Source organism: Bacillus sp. 166amftsu (genome assembly GCF_900107445.1).
Lineage (GTDB): Bacteria > Bacillota > Bacilli > Bacillales > Bacillaceae_G > Bacillus_A > Bacillus_A arachidis.
In genome coordinates, this window is record NZ_FNQA01000001.1 from 1,043,623 (window position 1) to 1,069,325 (window position 25,703).

Genomic DNA, 25,703 nt, shown 5'->3' on the forward strand with positions numbered 1-25,703 from the left:
TTCTTATTTTGGTAATCATCATACATTTTTGATACAGCGGAACTTTCATCAGCTCTCGCCAATCAGGATAAACACGTACGTACTTCTTAGATGTCCACAACAAACTTATTATAGCAAAAAACAATCCGTTATACTATGATAACAGAAAAACTGATAGGGTCAATCACCTATCAGTTTTTCTGTTTCTTACATATCTTCTCTTTTTTCTAATTGAACACGTTCTAAACGTGGGTTTGGACGATATTTGCGTCCAGCTTTTGCTTCTGGTTTTCCATTTAATTCTACATTATCACCTGTAAAACCAATGTTCATTTTTAATAAACTGCTCCCTACTCCGTATAGATCCACAGGAACATTTTGCGCTTCAAATTCACGAATACGCTTTTCATCAAATCCACCAGTTACAACAATATCTACATGCTGGAATCCTTCCTCATCGAGCGCTTTACGAAGAGCGAAAACAAGTGATGGATTGACACCACGTGGGTCAAATGTTCCAAGCACTTCTGGATGACGAATGAAATATTGATCAATCATTGTACGTGATGTATCGATGCGTACACCTTTTAATTCTGAACCAAATTCGCGTGCAACGCGAAGCCCATCTGTAATAACATCATTGTTGTAGTCAATCAGTACAACTAAATCATCCTCTGGAAACTTTTTATGATACGCCTTTGCAGCTTCTACAACGTCTCCATTAAACATTTGAATTAACGCGTGAGGCATTGTCCCCATTCCACTTTTGCCCCACCATTCATTCATTGCATGCGTTGCTTGTGCGCTCATACCACCAATATACGCAGCATACCCATCACCAGCTTGCTGTGTATAATGATCATCACGGTCTCCCATGAAAATAACAGGTTTTTCTTTTTCACCGCTGCGAGCAGCCTGTACAACATTATACACATTTGTTGCAACAGATGTACGACGAGCTAAAATCCCATCAATTACACCTTCTAAAAACCCGAAATATTCATAAGGCCCTGTAATTGTTAAAACTGTTTCAAATGGATTAATATTGTCACCATCCTTTAAAGAATGAATTTCAAGTTCTTCAGGATGTGTAGCAAACGTTTGTAACAATGCGATTACTTCATCTGTTCCGCAAAGTACCGCATGCTCTTTCTGGAAAAATTGCATTGTTACAATACTTTTTGGGCGAAATTCTTGAATAATATCACGAGTTTTTAAAAAGTAAACGGCAGAAAACCAGCCTTCTCCAACTCGTTCATCAAATTTAAATGTTTTATTTGTTAGTCGATTGATTTCACCTTTTAATTTTAATTCAATTTCTTTCATTTCGTTTACTCCCTACTTTACTATCCAACATTTTCTCTTAGTATACAGCAAAACCACTTCCTATACATTTGTTTCCTGCATCGCAGCAAACTCATCCTCTGAAATAAGGACATCTCTCGGTTTTGTTCCCCTTGCTTCGGAAATAATTCCTTGTGCTTCCATCTCTTCAATAAGACGTGCCGCGCGATTATAACCGATGCGGAATTTTCTCTGTACAGAAGATGTGGACGCTCCCCCTTGTTCTACAACAAACTGACATGCATCAAAAAACAGTTCATCTTCAGCCTCATGTTGCTCTGTTTTCGCCAATAAATCTTCTTGCTTAAATAAATAGTTCGGCTTCATTTGCTTTTTCACATGGTCAACCGTTTTTTCAATTTCATCATCCGATACGTATACCCCTTGCACACGAACTGGTTTAGACGTACCGTTTCCTAAAAATAACATATCACCGCGGCCAAGTAATTTTTCCGCGCCCCCAATATCAATAATTGTACGGGAATCTACTTGAGATGATACTGTAAACGCAATACGCGTTGGAATGTTTGATTTAATTAACCCTGTAATAACATCCACAGACGGACGCTGCGTTGCAACTAATAAGTGAATACCACAAGCACGCGCTTTTTGAGCGATACGACAAATCGCTTCCTCAACATCACCAGGTGCAACCATCATTAAATCCGCTAACTCATCAATTACAATGACGATATATGGCAATGTCTCCCCTGGAACTTCTCGCTCACTCACAATTGTATTATAACGAGTTAAATCACGTGCACCAGCATGGGCAAACAATTCATAACGGCGCTCCATTTCTTCTACAGCCCATTTTAACGCCCCTGTAGCTGCTTTTACATCTGTAATAACAGGTGCCACAAGATGTGGAACAGAATTATATGGCGCAAGCTCAACCATTTTCGGATCAATCAACATCAATTTCACTTCATGCGGTTTCGCTTTATATAAAATACTTGTTAAAATCGCGTTAATGCACACACTTTTTCCTGAACCAGTCGCACCAGCAATCAGTCCATGTGGCATCTTCCTAATATCCGTTACAATCGGCGCTCCAGAAATATCAAGTCCAAGTGCAACTGTAAGCGGTGATTCACTCTTCGTGAACACAGGACTTCTCAAGATTTCTCTTAGAAATACTGGCTTACTCTCTTTATTTGGAACCTCAATTCCAATTGCACTTTTCCCTGGAATCGGCGCTTCAATTCGAATATCTTTTGCTGCTAAACTTAACTTAATATCATCGCTTAAGTTTGTAATTTTATTTACTTTCACACCTGGGTCTGGTTGTACTTCAAAGCGAGTTACAGCCGGTCCTTGTGAAACATTGATAACCTGAGCCCCAACATGGAAATTATTAAACGTCGTATCCAATAATTCTTTCTGTTCGTCTAACCATTCTGTATTATCCAATGTTGCTTGAGTTGGAATCGTCAACAAGGTTAATGGTGGCATTGTATATTCAGGCGGTGTTTGCAGTACATTACGCATATCATTTTCTCTTTTAGCTACAACATATGCTTTTTCTTGTACTCCTGCATTTGCAACAGGTACCTTCACTTCCGGTTGCTGAACTGGCTTCTCTGTTACTTGTGTTCCCGCTACAACCTGCTGCATTGCTCTCTCTTCCGCTTGCGGTTCCACTACAACTTGCTGCGTTGGTCTCTCTTCTACTTCCGGTTCCACTACAACTTGCTGCGTTGGTCTCTCTTCCATTTGCGGTTCCGCTACAACTTGCTGCGTTGGTCTCTCTTCCATTTGCGGTTCCACTACAACTTGCTGCGTTGGTCTCTCTTCCATTTGCGATCCCGCTACAACCTGCTGCATTGCTCTCTCTTCCATTTGCGGTTCCGCTACAACTTGCTGCGTTGGTCTCTCTTCCATTTGCGGTTCCGCTACAACTTGCTGCATTAGTTGTTCTTTTCTTTGTGATACTTCTTCTACTTGTTGTACAGGAGTCTGCGGCGTTTTCATTCCTGCCACCTGTCTCTCCATCAACTTTCTTCTATCTTGTTTTAACATCACAACATTAAACGGCACATGACGCTTTTTCTCACGTTTTGGTTCTACAGTTTTCTCAACGGGCTTTTCTACAGTCACTTCTTGCTTTTCTTCTGCTTCTTCAATTAATACATTTGCAAAACTTTGAACAGCTTCCTTCGTGTGCTCGTCTGCTGCTAAAGATGTTTCACAAATATCATTTTCTACTTTAGAAACAACCTTCTGTGGTTCTGCTGGTTCTTCAACTACTACTTGAGCAGTTGCTTCTACTATGTCAGCTTCTTCCTCCGCTTTAACTTCCAGTGCTGGTTCAACTTCTTCCTCTTCTTCTACTTCAACCGCTGGTTCTGCTTCTTCCTCTTCTTCTACTTCAGCCGCTGGTTCTGCTTCTTCAATAACACATTCTGTTAAAACAGTGTTCTCTACTAGCTGTTCTTCTGTTTCTTTCTTATATTCAATCTCTTCCATTGACGTTGTATCGATGTTCTTGACAATAGAGTCTTGTAATTGATTTTGTAGAGATTCTTCATTTTCTCCGATATCATCTTGTGATAACACCACTACATCTGGCTCTTGTCCAACTACCTGTCCGTTATGAAGAGCATGTTCTTCCTTCTTGTTATCCTGTCCAACTGCTTTATGTAACGAGCCATCCGTTGCAAATGGACGAGAGTCTGGAGAAACATCGGTCTTTTCTTTCTCCTCTACCGCAATAAATGAACGTTCAGAATCATAACCATTTTTCTCTAGCCACTGATCAACAACGGATTTTTCTTCTTTTTTACTTTCTTGTTGTCGATCATCATCAAAGCTTTGCTCTCGTTCCTTTGAAGGAATAAAAGATTCGTCTGATAAATTCGCCAGTGAGTATCCTTTTTTCTCTAGCCATGCATCGACGACCGATTTTCCTTCAACCGATATTTCAAGATCTTCCTGCCTTTTTTCTTCCGTCTTCACCTCTTCTTTCTCCATAGACGGACGTTTATATCCAAAGATCGGTGAAATCATCTCTGTTGGGCGAAATGGTCTTCGATTGCTTTCTTGTGTTGGCACAGATTTTTTTGGTATGAAAGGCTTTGGCTCAATTTCTTGTTCAACTTGTTGAGGGGCAAATGTATGGATTGGTTCTTCTACATATCTCGGCCCGCGCCTCTCCACGTTTATTACTCTCGGCAGTGGCTGCTCTTCAACATATGCTGATTCTTCAACATGTGTTGATTCTTCCACATTCTCCTCATCAAATCCATCATCAGGCACTAACGGAAATCGACATTTCACACCTGAATTCCGACTAGCCATTTGCGCTTCTCTTGCTTCAGTGTAGTGGTTTACACGAGGACGTTTCGACTTACTTTCAGTGTTCTTCGGTACTTCTTTATTCACCGCTGTTTTTTCTTCTTGATGTTCCTCTTTTTTAAACAGCTTTTTCATCCAATCTAACATGCTTACCACTCTTTCTACTAAATAGTAACATCCTTTATTGTATCAGCATTCAGCAAAAAGTGCAGGTAAAATTACGCCCTTGCCTTTTGTCCATCATATTCCAGTTTTCAGTAAGTACAATATAAAGTGATACTTTAATCAGTGAGGATTTTCTTCATCCCAGACCTATCCTCCTTGTTTCTCTTTGAATCCTGAAGCAGAGGTCTTGCTGCTCTTTAATGCAGGATAAAAGAAGACCTACACTTGTTTTCTCCTTTTGGTTTCACTCGGCATGGAGCAAAACAAGGTACTAACCTCTTCTAAACAAAAAGAAATGTTTTCATCTATATTTATATATAAGTAGTTCAGTTATTGTGGAGAGAATCTAAAATAACGAGCTACATAACATATTCATTCACGGGTTAATTGGCGTAGTAAATAACACGCAAAAAAAGCTCAAAGTCCCTATATGACTCTGAGCTTTACTTTTGTATACGACTTATTTCATTAAATCCACTCTTTTCCATGTTCACGAATGAATTTAATATCATTTTAATAATGTTCAAGGTGCCCTTCATCTATCATCTTTTGAAAATTTATATCGTCTTCTTTTGCTTTTCTTTTCATGTATTTACATACCCCTTCTAATCGTAGCAATACTATCTCCAAATACTCTTCTTCCATATCCTCACCGTAGAATTCAAAAAACAATTTAACTCTTTATTTTATACAGTTTCTCTATGTTATCTGAACTGCTTAATATATACCTAAACTTTACTCTTCCGATATTCTTCTATACTCTCCGTTACACTTTGCAGTAAAGCTTCTAAATATTGCTTATCTGATAGTTTTTGATCTTCTTCAGGATTCGACATAAACCCTAGCTCAAGTAAAACTCCTGGAACCTTTGACCAGTTGAAACCAGAAAGATCATCACGAAACTTAATCCCATTTACTTTCACCTGACTATTTTCTTTCATTTTCTCCACGATAATCTGAGAAACTTGTAAGCTTTCTGCATAAATATCTTTTGTATATTGATTTCCTTCGGCTGGCGTCAACACAGCAAAACCCTTTTGTGCCTGGTTTTCAGATCCATCTGCATGAAGGCGTAAAAATACATTTGCTTGATGCTCATTCGCGAATGTAGCTCGCTCTTTGTTACTTATATCAACATCATGTGTTGTCCTTGTCATAAGTACTTGCATGCCTTTTGCTTCAAGCTTCTCTTTTAATATAAAAGCAGCTTCAAGTGTAAGAGCGGATTCTCTCTTTTTCGTCACAACACCTGTCGTTCCATCAGTCACTTTATATTTTTTCTCAGTTGCACCTGGACCAATTGGTTCTAAATTTAAATTTGCTTTCTCTTGATGCCCTGGATCAATCACAATAAGAAACTTTCCTTGTTTTTTCTCAGCATCTGTTTTTGCTTCAGTTTGTTCAGCTGGCGGCAATTGTTCTTTACTTTGCTCCACAGGTGCCTCTTGTTCAACTTTTTTCTCTTGGTCTCCATTTTGTCCCACCGGTAATTCTGTTTCTGCTTTCTTCTCTTTTTCCTCAGGTTGCTTCTCTATTGGTGCTTCTTTCTTTTGTTCTACAACTTTTTTATTCTCTTCTTGTACAGGAGATGATGTTTTCTGTTCTTGTTCCTTCGAGCATGCGCTCATATATATTCCAAGTAATATAACTGCACACATCATTTTTATATATTTCATCGTTTCTCTCCCATCTATTTTGTGCATACTCTACAAATTTTTCAACATAAAGCCCCAGAAGTTCTTTCACTTTTGGATGTTGTTTCATATATTCTTACCTTCTATTTTTTCTAAATTTTAACTAATTTGTTTTTGAAATACAACATGGATTTTTAGGAAAAGCGTTACAATATAAGAATATTTAAGCCAAAAAAAATAGCCTCATTTTATAATGAGGCCACTTTTTCTATATCAATTAAAATTTAAACTCTTGTCCAACTTCATAGCTATCTTCTAGTACAAGAATCCCTTTTTCCTGAGGAGCATCTGGAAGCTCTAATTCACGTGCAGAGCAAATCATTCCAGAAGATGGAACACCGCGAAGCTCGGCTGGTTTAATTAACATACCACTTGGCATTACAGCGCCGATTTTTGCAACAACAACTTTTTGTCCCGCATCAACGTTTGGTGCACCACATACGATTTGTAATGTATCTGTACCGATTTCTACCTTACAAATGTTTAATTTATCTGCATTTGGATGTTTTTCTTTTTCAGCTACATAGCCAACAACAAATTTTGGCGTAAGGTCTGCTTCTACTTTTTCTTCAAAGCCGTTTTTCACTAAAATGTCATTGATTTTTTCTACAAGCTCAGTTGTTAAAGTAATGTTCCCAGTTTCTTTTACTTCTACATAAGAAGAAGCATTAAAGATGTTAAATCCTCCTGTTACGTTGCTTTCACGATCATAAACGCGAGCAACATCTCCTTTGCGGTCAAATGTACGGTTTTCTAATGTAATATCTTGTAAGGCAACGATTAATGTGTCGCCAATTCCTTCAAGGTTATAAAAAACGTTCACTATGTTCATCCTTTCTCTTTTCCATTTGTCTTCTTCCGATTCTTCGCTAAAATAAAGATTGGTTCAAAGTTGCCATCTTCATATACGAATGAAAGTGATGTGATCGGAACATGACCTTCGGCAAAAAACTTCATTGTCATTTGTGCAATAATATCATAACCGATTTCGTTGACGATATCAGCAACAATTAATACATCTTGATGCGGAACAGCCACCACCATGTCACCTGAAATCTTCTCGCGCATCGATTGTAATAGCGATTCATTTAAAATACGACTCGCATCATAGCCATCATTTGTGTTTAAAAAATAAAATGTATTCCCAGCCACTTCATCTTGTTTAAATGTATAGCTTAATGAGCGGACATTAAACAATGCCATTTCACGTACTTGCTGCTCAGTAAGTCCTAGCTTTTGTAATAAACGCTCATCAATTAATCGATATGTTTTATTAGAGTCTAATGCATAATAAATGCGCGTTTCTGCTGTATGATCTGTCATGATAAAGGGATTGCCTTCTTCCGCTTGTTTCTGGAAAGATGTAGAGCGAATTACCGGCAGAATTTTTGCTGTGCTACTTTCTTCTTTATGCATCGCAACTAATGCCTCTTGTACGTAATAGACGACATCTTCAATCGCTACTTCTTTTTTGACTTCCCATTTTGCTACAACTCCTGGAAGCGATACATTAATTCCCTTCTTCGTATCCTTTTGTTCAATACGAAGCACATCTTTTTCGCTATCATAATGAAAGTCCCATTCTGGACGAGCTAGCCTGTTCATTAGTGCTTCTTTCATTTTTTTGCTTGTCATTTTCATCTCGTTTGCCTCCCTTCCAAAAAAACAACCTCCCCCGCGAAGGTAGAGGTTGTTTTTACAATTTAATTGGCTGATCGCCTTATTTTAAACCTTCAATAAACGCTTCGATTTGTTCTTGTGTTTTACGATCTTTGTTTACATAGCGCCCAGTTTCTTCTCCTTTATTGTACGCTACAAAGCTCGGAATGCCAAATACGTCTAATTTTACACATAGATCAATAAATTCATCACGATCTACATAGTAGAATGAGAAATCGCTATATTTCTCTTCTACTTCTGGCATAAATGGGTCAACAAAACGGCAATCTGGACACCATTCTGCTGAGAACATAAAAATAACGTTCCCTTCATTTTTTAGTTCTTGGAATTGCTCCATGCTTTCTAATGATTTCATCTATATTTCCTCCTCTAACGAAGTGTATCTTTTCATATGTAATCTTTCTTTTATACTACCATACATCACGTATGCTGCAAGATTTATGCTTGTTTTTCGTCATACTTATATTGCCCGACTAACAACTTTACAACATGGACAAATAATCCTGTACGATCCACATAATGATCTGTGAAGATTCCAATTGCACCTTCATGACTACGGATGTCTTTTCGGTTTACAAATTCCTCCATAACTTCACTTAGCTCTTTCCCACTTTCAAGAGGAGCAACAAAATCATCTGGCAACTTAATACGTGCCCCGCCCGCTACAAATACTTTACCTGTACTTGTTGCTAAAGCGCCCCAGTTACACATAAACAAGCCATGCTCTGTTTTCATGACGCCGCCCTCTAGACCGATACCGATGTCAGCTTGTTCTTTCTCCAGTGCTCGCTTGGCTCTATTGATTGCCCCTTGCATCGTTTCTTCATCAGAAAATGGTTGTGCCGCTACTCCTGAAGAAGCAGAAATGGCTGTAATGTTCGCCTCTTTCCATACTTCTTTTACGGCACCTACTTTTGTTTGGTTTTTCGATCCAACTACTACTTTCATATTCTTCACCTCTATATAAATCAGCGCTACAAAGAACAAAGGGTAATTAACATTCTTGTTCTTTCTTTGATTTTAACTCTGTATGAGGAAAAAGGATGACTTTATCTCCGCTCTTCATGATATATCCTCTTCGTTTTCACAACATATAATTTGCGACTATGAAAACAAAAGAAATCCCATCTCGTTTCCTCTTTTTAGATTCACATGCCCTGAGACTAAACCGCTACTATGCATGAACGGACACTCTCTTCCACCTAAAAAAAGGGGTTTTATATTTATACGAAAAGAAAAGGCCAAAACTGGCCCTTTCTTTTAAGCGTTATTTTTAATTGTTTCTAATGTTGTTTTATCCGTTGCTTTCACGAGTTTCGTAATCAATTCTTTCGCTGCAGCATAATCATCAACATGTAAAATAGAAGCATGTGTATGAATATAACGAGCGCAAACACCAATTACTGCTGACGGAATACCAGAGTTACTCGTATGTACCCGGCCCGCATCTGTACCACCTTGTGAAACAAAATATTGGTACGGGATGTTATGTGTTTCTGCTGTATCTAAAATAAATTCACGCATTCCTCTATGTGTTACCATTGTACGATCATAAATACGAAGAAGCGCCCCTTTTCCTAATTGACCGAACTGCGTTTTATCTCCAGATGCATCATTTGCTGGACTTGCATCAAGCGCATAGAAAATATCTGGCTGAATCATGTTTGCAGCCGTTTGTGCCCCGCGAAGACCAACTTCTTCTTGTACAGTTGCACCAGAATATAATGTATTCGGCAGAGTTTCATCTTTTAATTCTTTTAATAATTCAATCGCAAGGCCACAGCCGTAACGGTTGTCCCAAGCTTTCGCCATAATTTTCTTTTCATTTGCCATTGGTGTAAATGGGCAAATTGGAACGATTTGTTGTCCTGGTTTCACACCAATTTCAAGTGCTTGCTCGTAACTATCTGCACCAATATCAATTAACATATTTTTTATATCCATCGGTTTTGCACGTTGCGCATCACTTAATAAATGAGGGGGGATAGATCCAACAACCCCAATAACCGGGCCATTCTTCGTCATAATTTGTACACGCTGTGCTAATAGTACCTGACTCCACCAACCGCCTAGCGTTTGAAAACGAATCATTCCGTTTTTCGTAATTTGCGTAACCATAAAGCCGACTTCATCCATATGACCAGCTACAAGTACGCGCGGGCCATTTTCATCCCCTTTTTTAAGACCGAACACGCTACCTAAACCATCTTGAACAATTTCATCTGCATATTTACTTAGTTCTTGTTTCATAAAACGGCGTACATCATGTTCAAATCCTGATGTACCTTGTAGTTCTGTTAACGTACGAAATAATTCTAATGTCTCTTTATTCACGAAGTTCCCTTCTTTCAAACCTTAGTAGAATTCCTCTTTTATTGTAACGAAATTTTCGAAATGTTTCTAGTTTCTTCTTTTTTAGTTAAAATTGCATTATAATTATCATCGATACACTATTTTATAGAATTGAGGTGAATATATGAACTGGAAAGGTTTACTAGCTGGGGTTGGCATTGGTTTTGCGGCTGGTTATCTTGTTGCAAACAAAGTTCAAGAACAATCCCATATTTCTTCAGAAAAAGCATTGAAAATGGTGAAACAAGCACTCAGTCATAAAGGCGAAATTACTGGCTCTTGGGTACATATGGTTCCAGAGACGTTTGAAAAATATGATGTCGCATACGAAGTATATCGCGGCGGTCTTACAACAATTTTAAATGATATACAAGAACGATTTGAATTTTTAGTAGATGCAAAAACAGGTACTGTTTTAGAAGTAACGGCGGCGTAAAGGAACTCGGCTAATCCGAAGAGACAGTATTAAATAAAGCGAAACTTTGATTAGTAGTGGTTTTCCATATCATTTGATGATTAGTACGCCTCACCCATCGGGGTATTTACAGACAGTAGAAGGATAACAGCGTGCAGATGAATTTCTGCACGCCTTTTCATATTCTTTCAATTATCGTCGCTGTTGACATCCCATGTCCAATGCAAATTGTCAGCAGACCGTACCTTCCCTGCCTCCGCTCCAATTCATGAAGAAGAGAAGTCATTAATTTTGCACCCGTTGCCCCAAGTGGATGACCTAGTGCAATCGCACCACCATTAACATTTACCTTTTGTAAATCTGCTTCCATCTCCTTTTGCCATGCTAAAACAACCGATGCAAATGCTTCATTAATCTCTATAACATCTATATCCTGAATTGTTAAATTGGATTTTTGCAGTACTTTTTTCGTTGCAGGGATAACGCCGTCAAGCATTGTCGTTGGATCAGAACCAACAACTACTTGATTCACAATACGAGCACGTGCTTTACAACCTAGTTCTTTCGCCTTTTCACTATCCATCAGCAAAATTGCTGCAGCACCATCGCTAATTTGGCTTGCATTCCCTGCTGTAATCACTCCATTTTCTTTAAACACTGTTTTTAAATTTGCTAATGCTTCATACGAAGTATCTCTTCTTGGTCCTCCATCACTTTCAACTAATATTTCGTTGCCTTCTTTATCTACACCACTCAGTGGTACGATTTCTCGCTGAAAGCGTCTAGATTCAATCGCTTGAATTGCTCGTCTATGACTTTCTAGCGCGTAAGTATCTAACTGTTCACGGGTAATTCCATATTTTTCGGCAATCATCTCAGCAGATACACCTTGATGTACAATTTGATATTTTTCATGAAGACTACTTGGGATGGTTCGCTCATTTCCATCAGTTAAAATAGGAACTTTTGTCATATGTTCAACACCAGCTGCAATCGTAATGTCCATATCGCCTGATTTAATTTCTTGCGCCGCAAAGTGAATAGCCTGTTGTCCAGAACCACAAAGTCGATTAATCGTTACCGCTGGAACTGTTATAGGAAAACCTGCTTCAAGTGCTGAAAGTCTTCCAATATTAAATGCTTGCTCGTGAATTGACGTTACACACCCCATAACAATATCTTCTATGAGACCTTTTTCTATATTCCCCCGTTTTGTTACTGCATCCAGCGCAACTGCCGCAAGCTGTACTGGGTGTAACTCACGAAACGCACCATTTCTTTTCCCAACTGGCGTACGTACAGCTTCAACAATAACAACGTCTCGCTTCATATTTTCTCCCCCACTTTCCCTTTTGAATAATCATAAAAACCTTTCCCAGTCTTCCTTCCAAGATGCCCCGCCTCTACAAGTTTCACAAGTATTTGTGGCGCTCTAAACCTCTCACCAAATGCTTCTATTAGCCCTTCGCTCGCAAATAACAGCGTATCGAGTCCTATATAATCCGCTAATTCAAATGGCCCCATTGGATAGTTCAAACCAAGCTTAATCGCCTTATCAATGTCTTCTTTACTTGTAATTCCCTCTTCATACATACGCATGCACTCTAACATATGAATAGCAATTGCCCGCGTGGTCACAAATCCTTGCGTATCTTTTACAACAACTGTTTCTTTCCCTATTTCTTCTGAGATTGCTCTTACTGCTTGTATCGTACTTTCCGCCGTAACTACTCCTCGTACAATTTCAATGAGCTTCATAACAGGAGCGGGATTAAACCAATGCATCCCTATTACTTTCTCTGGACGACTTGTCACACTTGCAATCGCAGTTACACTTAACTCAGATGTATTCGTTGCTAAAATAGTAGATTGTGATGTATACGAATCTAGTTTTTGAAAAATCTCCTTCTTTAACTGTAATATTTCTGGTACTGCTTCAATAACAAGTTCTACATTCTGGCAAGCTTCTTCCAATATAACTGTAGGAGTAATATGATTTAGAATGTGTTTTTTCTTTTCCTCAGTCATACGCCCTGCATGCACGAAACGACTCAGGCTTTTGTTGATCGTTTCATAAGCCTTTTGTAAATTTTCTTCTGATACATCATACATTTTCACATCTTTACCGCCCATTGCTAACGCTTGGGTAATTCCACTTCCCATAATTCCTACACCAATTACCGCGATATTTTGAATCATTATTTTCCCCCTTTAATCATTTTCTTTTTGTTTCCACAGCATACATTCCAACAACAAGACAATATGTTTTGAAATAGTGTTGAATATTAGCAAACAATGCATATAGGCTTGGTAAGTAGTGAGAAGAATCAGCACCTGTTATTCCTTTCAACATCATAAGCCCATACCTTTCGCAATTATATTTTTCATAATCTCATTCGTTCCAGCATAAATCGCGCTGACTGGAATATCACGATAACGCCGCGCAATCTCGTATTCTTCCATATATCCGTATCCACCGTGTAGTTGTATGCACTCTGCTGACACTTTTTTTGCGAGATCTGTTAACCACCACTTTGCCATCGATACTTTCGTTACGATGTCCTCACCATTCATATGACCTATAATACAGTCATCTACAAATGTTCTACCAATTTCAATTTCCGTATACATTTCTGCTAATCGAAATTGTACCGCTTGAAAATCACTTATACTTTTCCCAAACGCTTTTCGCTCTTGGACATATTTTTTCGTTATATGTAACATTACTTCCGCTGCTGTTTTCGCGGCGATTGCAACGATGAGACGTTCTTGTTGCAACTTTTCCATAAGATAATAAAAACCTTTTCCTTCTTCCCCTAACAAATTCAAAACAGGGACTTTTACATCTTCAAAAATAAGTTCTGCTGTATCTTGACTATGTAAGCCAACCTTTTTAAGCTGTTTCCCTCTCTTAAATCCCTCCATTCCTCTTTCTAAAACGAGTAAACTCATGCCTTTATGAGCAGCGTTGATATCTGTCTTACAAACAACGATAACTAAATCTGCATGAATACCATTTGTAATAAATGTTTTTTCACCATTTACGACATAATAATCCCCTTCTTTCCTTGCCGTTGTTCGAATACTCGCCAAGTCCGAACCTGCTCCTGGCTCCGTCATTGCAATTGCAGTTATATATTCACCGCTTACGCATTTTGGTAACCAGCGCTTCTTCTGTTCTTCCGTTCCATACTGCATGAAATATGGAACGACAATGTCATTGTGTAAACCAATTCCGATTAGACTCGATCCAACCTTTTCAAGTTCCTCGTTGACGATAACCGAATACCCAAAATCAGCACCAGCTCCACCATACCGCTCATCTACCATTGGACAAAGAAAACCTTTACTCCCCATACTCGTCCAGAAAGAACGAGGAATTATCCCCTCTTCTTCCCATTCGTTATAGTATGGATATGCTTCCTTTTTTAAAAATTTATGAAAAGCATCACGAAAAATGTGATGCTCTTCCTGTAAATACTTATGCTTCATCATATCCTCTCCTTGGATTCCACTTCTGTCACTTGGCTACGTAAAATAAATTTTTGAATTTTACCGCTCGCATTTCTGGGCAGTTGTTCAACAAATATATAGCGACGTGGACGTTTATAATCAGCAAGCTTATCACTTGATTTACAGTACTCATCTAATATCTCTTCGGTAAGAGACTGATCTTTTGAAACGATGTATGCTAGAACACTTTCTCCCCAAAGCTCATCTTTCTCGCCAAGCACTGCAACATCTAAAATGCTTTCATGCGTATACAAAAAGTCCTCGACTTCACGCGGATAAATATTTTCTCCGCCACTAACAACCATATCGTCAACACGATCTGCAACATACAAATAACCATCTGTATCTACATAACCTAAATCACCTGAATGGTACCATCCTTTATAGAGCGCTTTTGCTGTCGCCTCTTCATTGTTGTAATACCCTTTCATCAAACAGGAACCTCGCACAATAATTTCTCCAATTTCATACGGTGGTAATATATCATCTGGCTCAGATGGCCCTTCTTCATTTGGACGAACAACACGAATTTCATGATTATAGGCAGCTTTTCCTGCAGAACCTACTTTAGTAATCTGCTCATTTTCTCGTAAAAAAGTAATTGCAGGCCCCATTTCTGTCATACCATAAGCTTGTACTAATGAAACATTCAATTTTTCATCACATGCTTTTACAAGTGCCGGTGCCATTGAAGCTGCTCCATATAAACCGTACCGAAGAGATGATAGATCATACTGTATTAAGTCTTCCTGCAACATCATATTCCACATTGTAGGTGCTGCAAACATAACAGTAATCTTTTCTTTTTCAATCGTTTCAAGAACATTCTTGGCATCGAAATGGTGCAGAATAATATTTGTACCACCGCTATGCACCCTTGGCACGAAACAACAATGCAGCTCCGCACAATGAAACATCGGTGCTGTTACAAGACCACGACTATTCTCGTTGTAATGTAAATACGCAATTCCCATCAAACTGTGGTCAATAATTTCTCGATGACGGTGAAGTACACCCTTCGGATAACCGGTTGTTCCACTTGTATACATAATAGAACAAATATCATCTTCTTTTACTTCTACTGCTTCAAATTTCGGTAACGCATTGGATAGTTCCTCTTCATAGGAAATAGAAAACGATGGACGATTTTGATCAATGTACCAGAACTGAATATGAGGGAATTGCTTATGAATACTTTGTACGTGAGAGGATAATTGTTTTTCAAAAATTACGATCTTTGGAGAAGCATCTTCTAATATATAAATGAGTTCCTGTGGTTTTAGTCTAAAATTAATTGGGTTAAATACGGCTCCAATTTTCGCACAAGCGAAACATGTGGTTGCTAGTTCGCTACTATTAAAGAGAAATGTCGAAACGCGGTCACCTTTTTGTATACCACTTTTTTGGAGTGCATGAGCTAGCTTATTTACCTGTTCATTCCATTCTGTATACGTCCAGCGAATATTTTTTTGCGGTTCAACAATTGCTTCTTGATTCGGATACTTTCCAGTAGTCAGTTCAAGTAATTTTCCAATCGTTATATACAATATATTTCCCCCTTTCAAATAAAACGCTTCTCATATAGAGCATGTAGCAATGTAGTAACTCGGAGATATTATATCAATTTTCAGAATATTTTAAAAGTAATTATTTCGATAACGCGGAACTTTAATCAGTGGTTTTTTTCATCTCCCACTGATTATTAGCCCGCCCTATCTATCTTTTTTGCTCTAGCTGAATGTTGAGATAAGGGTCTTACTTCTCTTGAATAGCAGGACAAATTCTTACAACAAAGTATTTTGTAATTGAAAGAGAACATAAGCAGTTTCAATTTTTTAGTAGAAAGGCAGTCACTTACACTTCACTTGATACTTTTTCCTCTATTCGTTCTACCTTCTCAATCATAATCCCTTCCTCATCCCACTTCACAGCGCGATAATATGCATCATGATAAAAGGTGAACCACGCTTTCTTTTCTGCGCCATACTTCATCCATTTTTGCTTATGTTCAATTGAAGTCATTGGATAATCATCATATGCCATCACCCATAATACGTTTTGATGAGCATGTGTTGGCAGTAGATCAGCTAAATGAAGCATTGTTTCTCCCTGACTTTCGAGAACAATAACAGCATGTCCATCACTATGCCCACCTGTGTGCACCATGCTTACTTCATCTGTAATTTGCGTTTCCTCTTTAAAAGTAACAACTTGCTCTACAATCGGCTCCCAATTTTCTTTCCAATATGTATTACGAGAGCGAATATTAGGATTTCTCATTTCATTCCATTCTGTCTCTGACACATACACTTTTGCATTTGGAAACGTCGGAACAAGCTCATCACTTTCCCATTTTGTTAATCCTGATGCATGATCAAAGTGAAGATGTGTCATTAATACGTAATGAATATCTTCGGCTGTTAGACCGAGCTCCGCTAGAGAATGTTCAACTGACGATTCTTCTGTTACACCTTGATTCCGCTTCATTTTTTCAGTCATTTTATTATTTCCAATTCCTGAATCAATGAGCATATTTCCTTCCTTCGTTTGTACAAGCAACGGATCTGTTCTTAAATAAATATGATTTGTATCATCATATTTATATTTACGTGACCATAAGACTTTTGGTACAACACCAAACATTGCACCTCCGTCTAAGTGAGTATTCCCACCACTTAGCCATGTCACTTTGATTTCTCCAATTTGTAAACATTCCATTTCTATTCCCCCTTTTTTCCCTTTTAATTTTAACACAAAATTCAGAATGTTTTCCGCAACAAAAAACCTGTGCATTATTGCACAGGTTCCGTACGATATTTCGCTTCAACACGATAAATACGATGTCCTTTATTAGAAAATTTCTCTTCATATTCGGTCATAATATTTCCTTCAAAGTCACTATTATGAAGGTTCAGGCTCAAGAACGTTAACAACATACCATACTCGGCCATGCTCATAAGCGAGTATTCAAATAAACCTTGGTTATCTGTTTTAAAATGAATTTCCCCGCCCGTTACTAGCACTTCTTCATAATTACGTAAAAACGTTTTATACGTTAAACGACGCTTCTCGTGACGATTTTTTGGCCATGGATCTGAGAAGTTTAAATATACACGGTCAATTTCGCCTTCTGCAAAGAAAATTGTTAAATCTTCAGCATCTTTATTAATTAATTTTAAATTTGGTACTTCTTCTTCAATTAACTTATCAAGCGCATCTACGATAACACTTGTGAATTTTTCAATTCCAATATAGTTAATATGTGGATTTGCTTTTGCCATCTCATAAACGAAACGACCGCGACCTGTTCCTACTTCAATATGGATTGGATGGTCATTTCCAAATACCTCTTTCCAATTGCCACAACGCTCCTCTGGGTTTCCAATTACAAACTGTGAATACTCATTAATTTGATCCATTGCATATGGTTTATGTCTTAAACGCATAGATGTCTTCCTCTCTTTACTAGACTATTTGTAGAAGGTTCCTTCCTTCTTTCTTTTTTAATTATTCTATCAAACAAAAAACCAAGTACGTACGAGCACTCGGTCCGTTTCTTTCAAGTATAAGGTGTTCCATTTTGATACAAACTACCAAGAGCATAGAACGAAACTTTCCTGCTGAAACGTTTCGTTAGCCAATGATTAGCTACTCCTTGGCGAAATAGAAAATTTCTCTTACTTGTTCAAATTGAACAACAATCGAAAGGATGATCCAATCGTGCCGATTAATCAACAACATCAATTAGAAATTTTAAAAGATATTCTAGTCAATCACCAAAGTGATTGCTGTGGAACGGTTTCTGAATGCGAACAATTAGAACGGCTCATTCAATCATTGCTTGCAAACGATAATGTGAACAGCGACGTAAAAGCGATGCTAAATGATGTATATTACTATAGTCAATCGGGTAAATATTCTCCTGATTTAGACAACCATATTTCTAGTAATCAAGAACAACTTACGCAATGGATTTCTGGAATGGACAATTTTTCTTAAAGTATTTACTCTGAAGCAAGTAGTTGCTGTAAATATTGATGCCAATATTCAGCTTCTGCTTGCTGCTTTTTTGTTGTATGCCATTGAACAGATAAAATAGTTTGTGCCACTACATACCACTTCATACGATGAACCAATGATTCATTCATTTCAATTCCATAATACGCTAACCATTCGTCCCATTCGTGACGCGGAACATACCAATATAATAACATGCCAAGATCCAGAGCAGGATCCGCAATAAGCGCTCCATCCCAATCAATTAAAAATAATTCATCTTCGTCCGATAATAACCAATTGTTATGATTGACGTCACAGTGGCACACAACAAACTCATCATATTCAACATCTTTCAATGTAGCTTTTAAATATCGAAGTCCTGTCTGAATCGTTTCATCCGTTCTTAAGTCTCCTCTTAAAACAAAATACAATTGCTCGAATAACTCCTGCGCATGCAGGGGCTGTTTTCCAAGCCTTTGTATCATCTGCACAAGTGCTTTAGACGAATGTATTTTTTTTAAAAGCTTCGCAACACGCTCCAGTTTCATATCCTCTGGCTCTAGCTTTTGTCCTGGAAGCCATTTTTGAGCTGAAATCACATCACCGTTCGTCACTCTTCTTGTCCAAAGTAATTTTGGAACAATTCCTTCTGCCGACAATACCGCTAAAAAAGGCGATGTATTCCGCTTTAAAAATAGCTTTTGTTGTCCATTTTGCGCAATATATGCATCGCCCGTTGCCCCACCAGCGGGTATAAGACTCCACTCTTCTCCTAATAATTGTTCCAACCATTCCATATTCATTACCCGTTAACAAATCCTTATCTTTTATAGTCATAAAATGAAAAACCGCAACACCTTTTGAACATGTTGTGGATTCATATGAAAACTCCCGCGACCTAGATCCTTTGAATCTTGAAGCGATGATTTCTCGTGCACCTACACTAACAGATGGTTAACACAAGTGGAGTTAATTGCCTGATGGCACAACCCCTCTATTCCACTGGCAAATGCCCCCTGGAACTACTTTTTTAATATTTTATATAAAGACAGTTACTAGCAATTCATCTTCATCCACCAAAACTATACTACGCATATTCCTTAAGGATGGAGTTTTCCTGCTTTTTTTGATAAAAGAAAACTTGGTATGGGCCAAGAAATCAAGACAAACTAACCGTCTATTCTTTTATATTTTACAAAACCAATAATACAATGACAACTTATCAAAATCGTCACCTTTGTCAATTCTACATTTATTATATTCGCATCGTCAAGTAGCGATTTGTCACATTATCGCCAATATATACGAGCTAATCGGAGCCATTTGAAGTTCATTTCCTTGAAATGAAGAAATCGGCTGTACTTTTGCTTTTGCACTGTCTGCTAATACGCACCACATTTCATGTTTCGGCAGTAAAATCGTTTCTATTTGCATACCACTATGAAACAACACCACAATTTCCTTCCAAGGACCAAACTCCCCTACATTTTGTAAATGATAAGCAACAACAGTAGGAGATGTTTGTAAAAATGTCATATGCTTCTTTATAAGATTCGCTGACTGTAAGCGTAACGCTCCATGTGTCTTACGAATTGCAATTAACCCTTGTATATAAGCAATTGTTTCTATTTCTTTCTCTTTTTGATCCCAATCGAGTTGATTAATTTCGTCAAGCGCATTATAACTATTTTCATTTCCTTTCTTAGAACGATAAAACTCTTGTCCTGCATGTAAAAACGGAATTCCTTGTGAGAGTAATGTCATCGCGGTGGCTAAACGATGGCGCCTTTTTTGCACTTCTTCCGTTTCCTGATTGCTGCGCACGAGTTTATCCCACATCGTCATATTGTCGTGACATTCCACATAGTTAATACTTTGAATCGGTTCTAAAAATAACCCATCTCCTTTTTCATTTGCCAGACTTCCCATTAACACATATTGCAAATGCACAGGGTCTACGCTTCCTCCAAATGCAAAGCCACGTTTACTTACATCAAACGTGCTGCCTTTTATCGCATCACGAAATTGATCATTGAACTGCGCGATTTGTGGCATTTTATTCGCATTGTTAAGCGTAGCCTTCTCTTCTGCCGGAAGCGGTGTTTGTAGCTCCCAGCCTTCCCCTAATAACAGCGCATCCTTTTTTATGTTTCTTACTTCCTTTTCTACTTCATTCATCGTTTCTACATCTAAAATTCCCATTAAATCAAATCGAAACCCATCAACATTATATTCAGTAAGCCAATATAAAACAGAGTCTATTATAAACTTCTGCATCATTTTCCGCTCAGATGCTAGATCATTCCCAACTCCTGTTCCATTTGATGGCATGCCATTTTCATCATGTCTAAAATAGTATCCTGGTACAAGCTTTTCAAAAGATGATGTTTCTCGTTCATATACATGATTATATACAACGTCCAAAACCACACGGATTCCATGTTCATGAAATTTTTCAATAAGTTTTTTACAATCTTTGATTCGATTATAAGGATCGATAGGATCGCTTGCATATACTCCCGTTGGTACGTTGAAATATAGTGGATTATAGCCCCAGTTATACGCCGCAAACGGCCGTTTTTCATCTACTCCAGCAAAATGATGAAGAGGTAAAATTTCAACATGTGTAACTCCTAATTCTTTTATATAGGAGAAGGCCGTTTTTGTCCCAAGTTTTCCTTTCGTATTCTCTTCTGTTAACCCTGCATATGTCCCCTTTTTTGCTACGCCACTATTTGGATGCATAGTGGCATCACGAATATGCAATTCATAAAGGATTGCATCAGCGAAAGATTCCAGTTTAGGTAATGCAGTTTGTTCTTTTATATATGTCTTTAGAGGATCAATCACAATTCCATACTTACCATTGACTGATACGGATTTTGCATATGGATCTACAGCTTCATTCCAAATTAAATTAATACAAACGAGAAATGTGTATCTAGCGAGCTCCAAGTCTCCTTGTAAAATATAAGACCAAACACCATTTTCTCCTCTTTGCATCTCATAATCCGCATACTCTTTATCATTTTTATAAATCCTTACCTTCGCAAGTCTTGCAGTGGGTGCCCACATTTTAAAAGCTGTTTCTTCTTTCCTATAACAAGCTCCTAAGTCTCCACCAGCATAATAGTATTTTTCATCAAATACAGCCGTTCGAATAACCGCTCCAATTTGTAAGTCTGTTTCTTCATTTCGCTCATCTCTCACTGTGTAATACTTTCCCACATCAAGTGGATATTCTACACAGCATTCATACTTCGTTGCATCTGGAAGAGAAATGATTTGAGAAACTTTAAGCTCCCATACATGATTTCCTTCCTGCATAAAAAATGTTCGGCTGGTTCCGTACGCATGCGGGAGCAAAATTGTAATTTTATTCATTTCATCTAAATAGGCTTCAAATGGACGCTTTACTTTCAGCATAAAAAATCACCATCATTCTCGAAATTAAAATGAAACTTCCATAAGCGGGGATGGGAGAATTCATCCCCCACCTATCTTTCTTATTTCTCTCTGAATCTTGAGGTAGAGGTCTTCCGCTCGCGTATAAAGGGGATAAATTGCGGCTATGTCGAACAGAAAGAGATTTCCACTCATTTTCTACTTCTGTTTTCACATGGCAGGGGGGCTAAAAAAGGCACTGTCCGCTTCTATCCTTAAGCAGATCCTCTCTCCCACCTATAAGGAATAGTTTTATGTTGGTCTTTCAATTCGTATTCATGTACACACAAGCTTACTATTTTCTATAGTATATTCACATTCGTAAGAAACGTTTTTATACTTTAAGTTTCTGTAACTTTATTTCATAAATTGGCTTATACTTTGGAATTTGATGGACGTGAGACTCGTACAATGTAATGGTATCCGCCTGAAACAACACTGCATCCAGTTGCTTCAGATCTTTAAGATTAAAATTTTCTTCTCCACCCCACTTACGAGCAACAGTAATGTGCGGATGATAAGGACGTGTTTCAAGTGAAAAACCATTTCTCTCACAAATAGCATGCACCTGTTTTTGCAAATCAAATAATGCTCGATTTTCTTTTAATCCAGCCCAAAATATACGTGGACTCTCCACTAGACCGAATGTAGAAAAATTTTGTAGCGTCAGATCTAATTCTGCTGTATTCACAAGGATTTGTAACCCTTTCTCTATTCCTTGCAATTGTTCCTGCGCCGCACTCCCTAAAAAAGCAAGTGTAATATGGTAGTCTTCCTTATGTACCCACGAGCGAAATGGTAACTTGTCCTTCACTTCCTCTTTATAATTTGCAAGTATTTCTTTTATATGATCCGGTAAGGTAACTGCTAAAAAATAATGTGGAACCATTTATATCTTCTCCTTTCTTGTTATTGTTGCTTTTCTTTTGTATCTCATTCAAAAAGAATCCGCCCTCCGAATGGAGAGCGGTCATATCTCAATATACAATCAGCCTATTTCGCTAATTCATAAATTGCTTGCGCATAAATTGCTGTTGCTTTTAATAGATCTTCAATTTCAATATACTCATCTTTTTGATGCGCAAGTTCTTCTTTTCCAGGGAATAGTGGACCGAATGCAACACCAGCTTTTAATGAACGAGCATATGTACCGCCACCAATTGCTAATAGCTCTGCTTTCTCTCCTGTTTGTTCTTCATATACACGTTGCAATGTACGAATTAAAACGTGATCTTTATCAACGTGATGTGGACGTGAGTTAGAGTAATCAGCTACTTGGAAGCCTTTCTGACCGACATAGTCTTTTAATTTCTGCACTGTCTCTTCAAAATTAGTTGTTACTGGATAGCGTACATTTAAACCTAAGTTTCCACCTTCTTCTTTTGTATAAGAAAGGCGACCTACATTGATCGTTAACGGTCCGCTAATTTCGTCTTTATAAGCGATTCCTGCTTTTTCTCCAAGCGTATCATTCGTAAATGTTTCTGTAACAAATGCCGCAAATGGAGCACCTTTACCGTCAAGAGCAAGCGTTGTTAAAAAGTTCGCTAATAAGAGACCTGCATTTTCACCTTTTTCAGGAGTAGAACCGTGAGCTGAAATCCCTTCTACTTGTAACTTCACAGTATTTCCTTCTACATTTGCTTTTCCTGTTTTCTTAACAGTTTGTAAGTATTGTTCGTAAGCAGCGCGAAGTTCCGTTACCTTTTCAGTCGTAATCACTGCTTCTGCAAAATCAGGAACCATATTTAAACGACGCCCTGAAGAAAATGAAACAAGTTCATATTCCCCGCCTTGTGTTTCACTATTCTTTTGCACAACTTGTATATCAGAAATCCCTTTTTCCGCATTAATAATAGGAAAATCAGCATCTGGTGCAAACCCAAGCGTTGGCATTTCTTCATTTTTAAAATAATGATCGACACATTTCCAGTTGCTTTCTTCATCCGTTCCTAAAATCATGCGTACGCGTTTTGAAAGCGGCAAGCCTAATTCTTTTACAATTTTCATTGCATAGTAAGCAGACATTGTTGGCCCTTTATCATCAATTGCACCACGTGCAAAAATCTTTCCATCACGAATATCAGCGCTATATGCAGGTGTTGTCCATCCATCTCCTTCTGGAACAACATCAACATGACAAAGAATACCAACCAATTCTTCTCCTTGTCCCATTTCAAGATGCCCTGCATACCCTTCTAAATTTTTAGAAGTAAATCCTTCTACTTCCCCTTTCTGTAACATGAAGGATAGTGCTTTCGCTACACCTTCTCCAAACGGTGCACCTTCTTTTGCTGTTTCTTCTTCCCATACACTTTTAATTTGCAAAAATTGTTGTGCGTCATGAATTAATTCATTTTTTCTTTTTTCAACTTCTTCTGTCCAATTAATTGCTGTCATCACGTATTCACCTTCTTCTATATTCTCCCCTTCATCATAGCAAACGAAAATCAGATATGCCAATAAGAGAAGAATAAATGACGAACAATTACAATATTTCAGATATTTCACATTAATTTTTCTTTTATTTTTTAAAAAAATTTGCAGGAATTTGGCGGTTTACGTAGAAATTTATGTGATAGTTGATAGAAGAGACATAGAATGTCAACTACCAATATTTTTCTATTTTCATATTTGTTAAACTTTTGTAAAATTTAACTAGGTTTAAGCATGAAATTTGTCTAGTGGAGTACAATGGAAGTAAAGACCTTCTTTCCTGAATGGGGTCAAAAAAACTAGTAGAGGAGTGGTTTTCTCTTGAAACCTACGACTACTCGTATGCTAACACGCATTAAATCAATTTATATGTACATCAATGAGAATGGTACGGTAACGACGAAAGACCTTGTAGATGAGTTCGGGATCACACCGCGAACGATACAACGTGATCTGAATGTGTTGCAATTTAATGAACTCGTGTATAGCCCTTGCCGCGGTAAGTGGACAACAACAGGAAAGAAAGTGAGAATGACCTCATAACGAAAACAATTGTATCTAAAATATAATACATACCCCTTTCTGTGAAATCAGAAAGGGGTTCTTTCTATTTTTGGAATCGGTCTCACTCTTGACTCTCTGTTTGAATTTGATACGTTTTTAACATTTCTACTTCTTCATCTGTTAATTCACGGTATTGACCAAGCTCTAATTCTTCATCTAATACTAAAGGTCCCATCTCTGTTCTCTTTAAGTAGACAACTTTTTTCCCAACCGCTTCAAACATACGCTTCACTTGATGGAATTTCCCTTCTGTAATCACAAGCTCGATTTCAGAAACATCGTCACTTTTCAAAATGGTAAGATCGCCCGGCTTTGTTTCATAGCCATCATCTAAAATAACACCTTTTGCAAATTCTTCTATATCTTTCTCTGTTACAACTCCAGCTACGTGTGCATAATATTTTTTCGGCACATGCTTTTTCGGAGATAATAACTGATGCGCTAATTTACCGTCATTTGTTAATAGTAGAAAACCTTCTGTATCAATATCAAGTCTTCCAACTGGAAACGGCTCAAAAATCGCATCTTCAAGTTCTAATAAATCAACAACTGTTTCATGATTGTCATCTTCTGTTGCAGAAATAACGCCTTGTGGTTTATGCATCATTAAATATACAAATTCTTTGTATTCAACAACTTCTCCATGAATTGTAACTTCTTGCTCCTCTACATTCACATGAAACTTCGCATCTTTTACTGGCGTTCCATCAATTTTTACAACGCCATCCTTTAATAATTTCTTTACTTCTTTTCTACTTCCGTATCCCATGTTTGCTAACAATTTATCTAATCTCAATTCTTTCACCTTCTTTATTTATCAT

General features: G+C 37.8%; 23 protein-coding genes and 1 pseudogene. 3 read left to right on the forward strand and 21 right to left on the reverse strand.

From position 1 onward, the window contains the following. Positions 1-186 precede the first annotated feature (186 nt). The 9 genes and pseudogenes from BLV40_RS05750 to BLV40_RS05790 form a co-directional block, all read right to left on the reverse strand. Positions 187-1,305, reverse strand: coding sequence for a nicotinate phosphoribosyltransferase (locus BLV40_RS05750; protein ID WP_026593715.1), 1,119 nt, complete (start codon positions 1,303-1,305; stop codon positions 187-189). Positions 1,306-1,365: 60 nt separating this feature from the next. Next, positions 1,366-4,767: a DNA translocase FtsK gene (locus tag BLV40_RS05755; RefSeq protein ID WP_090687964.1), complete on the reverse strand. Its 3,402-nt coding sequence runs from the start codon at positions 4,765-4,767 to the stop codon at positions 1,366-1,368. 531 nt (positions 4,768-5,298) lie between these two features. Beyond that, positions 5,299-5,475 (reverse strand): annotated as a pseudogene (locus BLV40_RS05760) (aminoglycoside phosphotransferase); the annotation flags it as partial. 38 nt (positions 5,476-5,513) lie between these two features. After that, positions 5,514-6,461 carry an N-acetylmuramoyl-L-alanine amidase gene (locus BLV40_RS05765; protein ID WP_090687967.1) on the reverse strand — a complete coding sequence of 316 codons (948 nt, stop codon included), beginning with the start codon at positions 6,459-6,461 and terminating at the stop codon, positions 5,514-5,516. Between the two features lie 235 nt (positions 6,462-6,696). After that, entirely contained in the window at positions 6,697-7,311 is a 615-nt protein-coding gene (gene ytpR / locus BLV40_RS05770) for a YtpR family tRNA-binding protein (RefSeq protein WP_090687970.1), read from the reverse strand. Then, entirely contained in the window at positions 7,308-8,120 is an 813-nt protein-coding gene (locus BLV40_RS05775; RefSeq protein ID WP_090687973.1) for a DUF1444 domain-containing protein, read from the reverse strand. The genes ytpR and BLV40_RS05775 overlap by 4 nt, the downstream gene beginning before the upstream one ends. A 79-nt stretch (positions 8,121-8,199) precedes the next feature. After that, positions 8,200-8,514, reverse strand: coding sequence for a thioredoxin family protein (locus BLV40_RS05780; RefSeq protein WP_026593720.1), 315 nt, complete (start codon positions 8,512-8,514; stop codon positions 8,200-8,202). Positions 8,515-8,597: 83 nt separating this feature from the next. Further along, positions 8,598-9,107 (reverse strand): DUF84 family protein, encoded by a 510-nt coding sequence (locus BLV40_RS05785; RefSeq protein ID WP_090687976.1) that lies wholly within the window; start codon positions 9,105-9,107, stop codon positions 8,598-8,600. Positions 9,108-9,419: 312 nt separating this feature from the next. After that, positions 9,420-10,493 carry a M42 family metallopeptidase gene (locus BLV40_RS05790; RefSeq protein WP_090688324.1) on the reverse strand — a complete coding sequence of 358 codons (1,074 nt, stop codon included), beginning with the start codon at positions 10,491-10,493 and terminating at the stop codon, positions 9,420-9,422. A gap of 142 nt (positions 10,494-10,635) precedes the next feature. Here BLV40_RS05790 and BLV40_RS05795 point away from each other — a divergent pair, with 142 nt between their 5' ends. After that, positions 10,636-10,947: a PepSY domain-containing protein gene (locus BLV40_RS05795; RefSeq protein ID WP_026593723.1), complete on the forward strand. Its 312-nt coding sequence runs from the start codon at positions 10,636-10,638 to the stop codon at positions 10,945-10,947. A gap of 157 nt (positions 10,948-11,104) precedes the next feature. On the opposite strand, the gene BLV40_RS05800 is transcribed toward BLV40_RS05795, so the two are convergent. The 7 genes from BLV40_RS05800 to trmB form a co-directional block, all read right to left on the reverse strand. Further along, positions 11,105-12,256, reverse strand: a complete 1,152-nt coding sequence (locus tag BLV40_RS05800; protein WP_090687978.1) for a thiolase family protein — start codon at positions 12,254-12,256, stop codon at positions 11,105-11,107. Continuing rightward, entirely contained in the window at positions 12,253-13,125 is an 873-nt protein-coding gene (locus BLV40_RS05805; protein ID WP_090687983.1) for a 3-hydroxyacyl-CoA dehydrogenase family protein, read from the reverse strand. Before BLV40_RS05805 ends, BLV40_RS05800 begins: the two co-directional genes overlap by 4 nt. A 16-nt stretch (positions 13,126-13,141) precedes the next feature. Further along, complete coding sequence (locus tag BLV40_RS28420) at positions 13,142-13,282, reverse strand: hypothetical protein (RefSeq protein WP_170833605.1); 141 nt, start codon at positions 13,280-13,282, stop codon at positions 13,142-13,144. Continuing rightward, the gene (locus BLV40_RS05810; protein WP_090687984.1) at positions 13,279-14,418 is read right to left on the reverse strand and encodes an acyl-CoA dehydrogenase family protein; all 1,140 of its coding nucleotides are present in this window, start codon (positions 14,416-14,418) and stop codon (positions 13,279-13,281) included. The genes BLV40_RS28420 and BLV40_RS05810 overlap by 4 nt, the downstream gene beginning before the upstream one ends. Next, entirely contained in the window at positions 14,418-15,986 is a 1,569-nt protein-coding gene (locus tag BLV40_RS05815; protein ID WP_090687988.1) for a fatty acid--CoA ligase, read from the reverse strand. Before BLV40_RS05815 ends, BLV40_RS05810 begins: the two co-directional genes overlap by 1 nt. A 307-nt stretch (positions 15,987-16,293) precedes the next feature. Beyond that, positions 16,294-17,193 carry a YtnP family quorum-quenching lactonase gene (locus BLV40_RS05820; RefSeq protein ID WP_139265497.1) on the reverse strand — a complete coding sequence of 300 codons (900 nt, stop codon included), beginning with the start codon at positions 17,191-17,193 and terminating at the stop codon, positions 16,294-16,296. Between the two features lie 38 nt (positions 17,194-17,231). Further along, a complete protein-coding gene (gene trmB, locus BLV40_RS05825) occupies positions 17,232-17,885 on the reverse strand; it encodes a tRNA (guanosine(46)-N7)-methyltransferase TrmB (RefSeq protein WP_090687993.1) in 654 nt (217 codons plus the stop codon). A gap of 274 nt (positions 17,886-18,159) precedes the next feature. On the opposite strand from trmB, the gene BLV40_RS05830 reads away from it, so the two are divergent. Further along, entirely contained in the window at positions 18,160-18,438 is a 279-nt protein-coding gene (locus tag BLV40_RS05830) for a YtzH-like family protein (RefSeq protein ID WP_026593730.1), read from the forward strand. Positions 18,439-18,443: 5 nt separating this feature from the next. Here BLV40_RS05830 and BLV40_RS05835 read toward each other — a convergent pair whose 3' ends face one another. The 4 genes from BLV40_RS05835 to pepV form a co-directional block, all read right to left on the reverse strand. Next, positions 18,444-19,241 carry a phosphotransferase family protein gene (locus BLV40_RS05835; RefSeq protein ID WP_026593731.1) on the reverse strand — a complete coding sequence of 266 codons (798 nt, stop codon included), beginning with the start codon at positions 19,239-19,241 and terminating at the stop codon, positions 18,444-18,446. Between the two features lie 481 nt (positions 19,242-19,722). After that, positions 19,723-21,864 (reverse strand): type I pullulanase, encoded by a 2,142-nt coding sequence (gene pulA, locus BLV40_RS05840; protein ID WP_090687994.1) that lies wholly within the window; start codon positions 21,862-21,864, stop codon positions 19,723-19,725. A 352-nt stretch (positions 21,865-22,216) separates the two neighbouring features. Next, complete coding sequence (thpR, locus tag BLV40_RS05845; protein WP_026593733.1) at positions 22,217-22,771, reverse strand: RNA 2',3'-cyclic phosphodiesterase; 555 nt, start codon at positions 22,769-22,771, stop codon at positions 22,217-22,219. A 104-nt stretch (positions 22,772-22,875) separates the two neighbouring features. Then, a complete protein-coding gene (pepV, locus tag BLV40_RS05850) occupies positions 22,876-24,282 on the reverse strand; it encodes a dipeptidase PepV (protein WP_090687997.1) in 1,407 nt (468 codons plus the stop codon). A gap of 357 nt (positions 24,283-24,639) precedes the next feature. Here pepV and BLV40_RS05855 point away from each other — a divergent pair, with 357 nt between their 5' ends. Further along, a complete protein-coding gene (locus BLV40_RS05855; protein WP_000805512.1) occupies positions 24,640-24,861 on the forward strand; it encodes a DeoR family transcriptional regulator in 222 nt (73 codons plus the stop codon). A gap of 82 nt (positions 24,862-24,943) precedes the next feature. Here the strand turns inward: BLV40_RS05855 and BLV40_RS05860 are convergent, their stop codons facing one another. Then, entirely contained in the window at positions 24,944-25,678 is a 735-nt protein-coding gene (locus BLV40_RS05860) for a pseudouridine synthase (RefSeq protein WP_090688000.1), read from the reverse strand. Positions 25,679-25,703 lie beyond the last annotated feature (25 nt).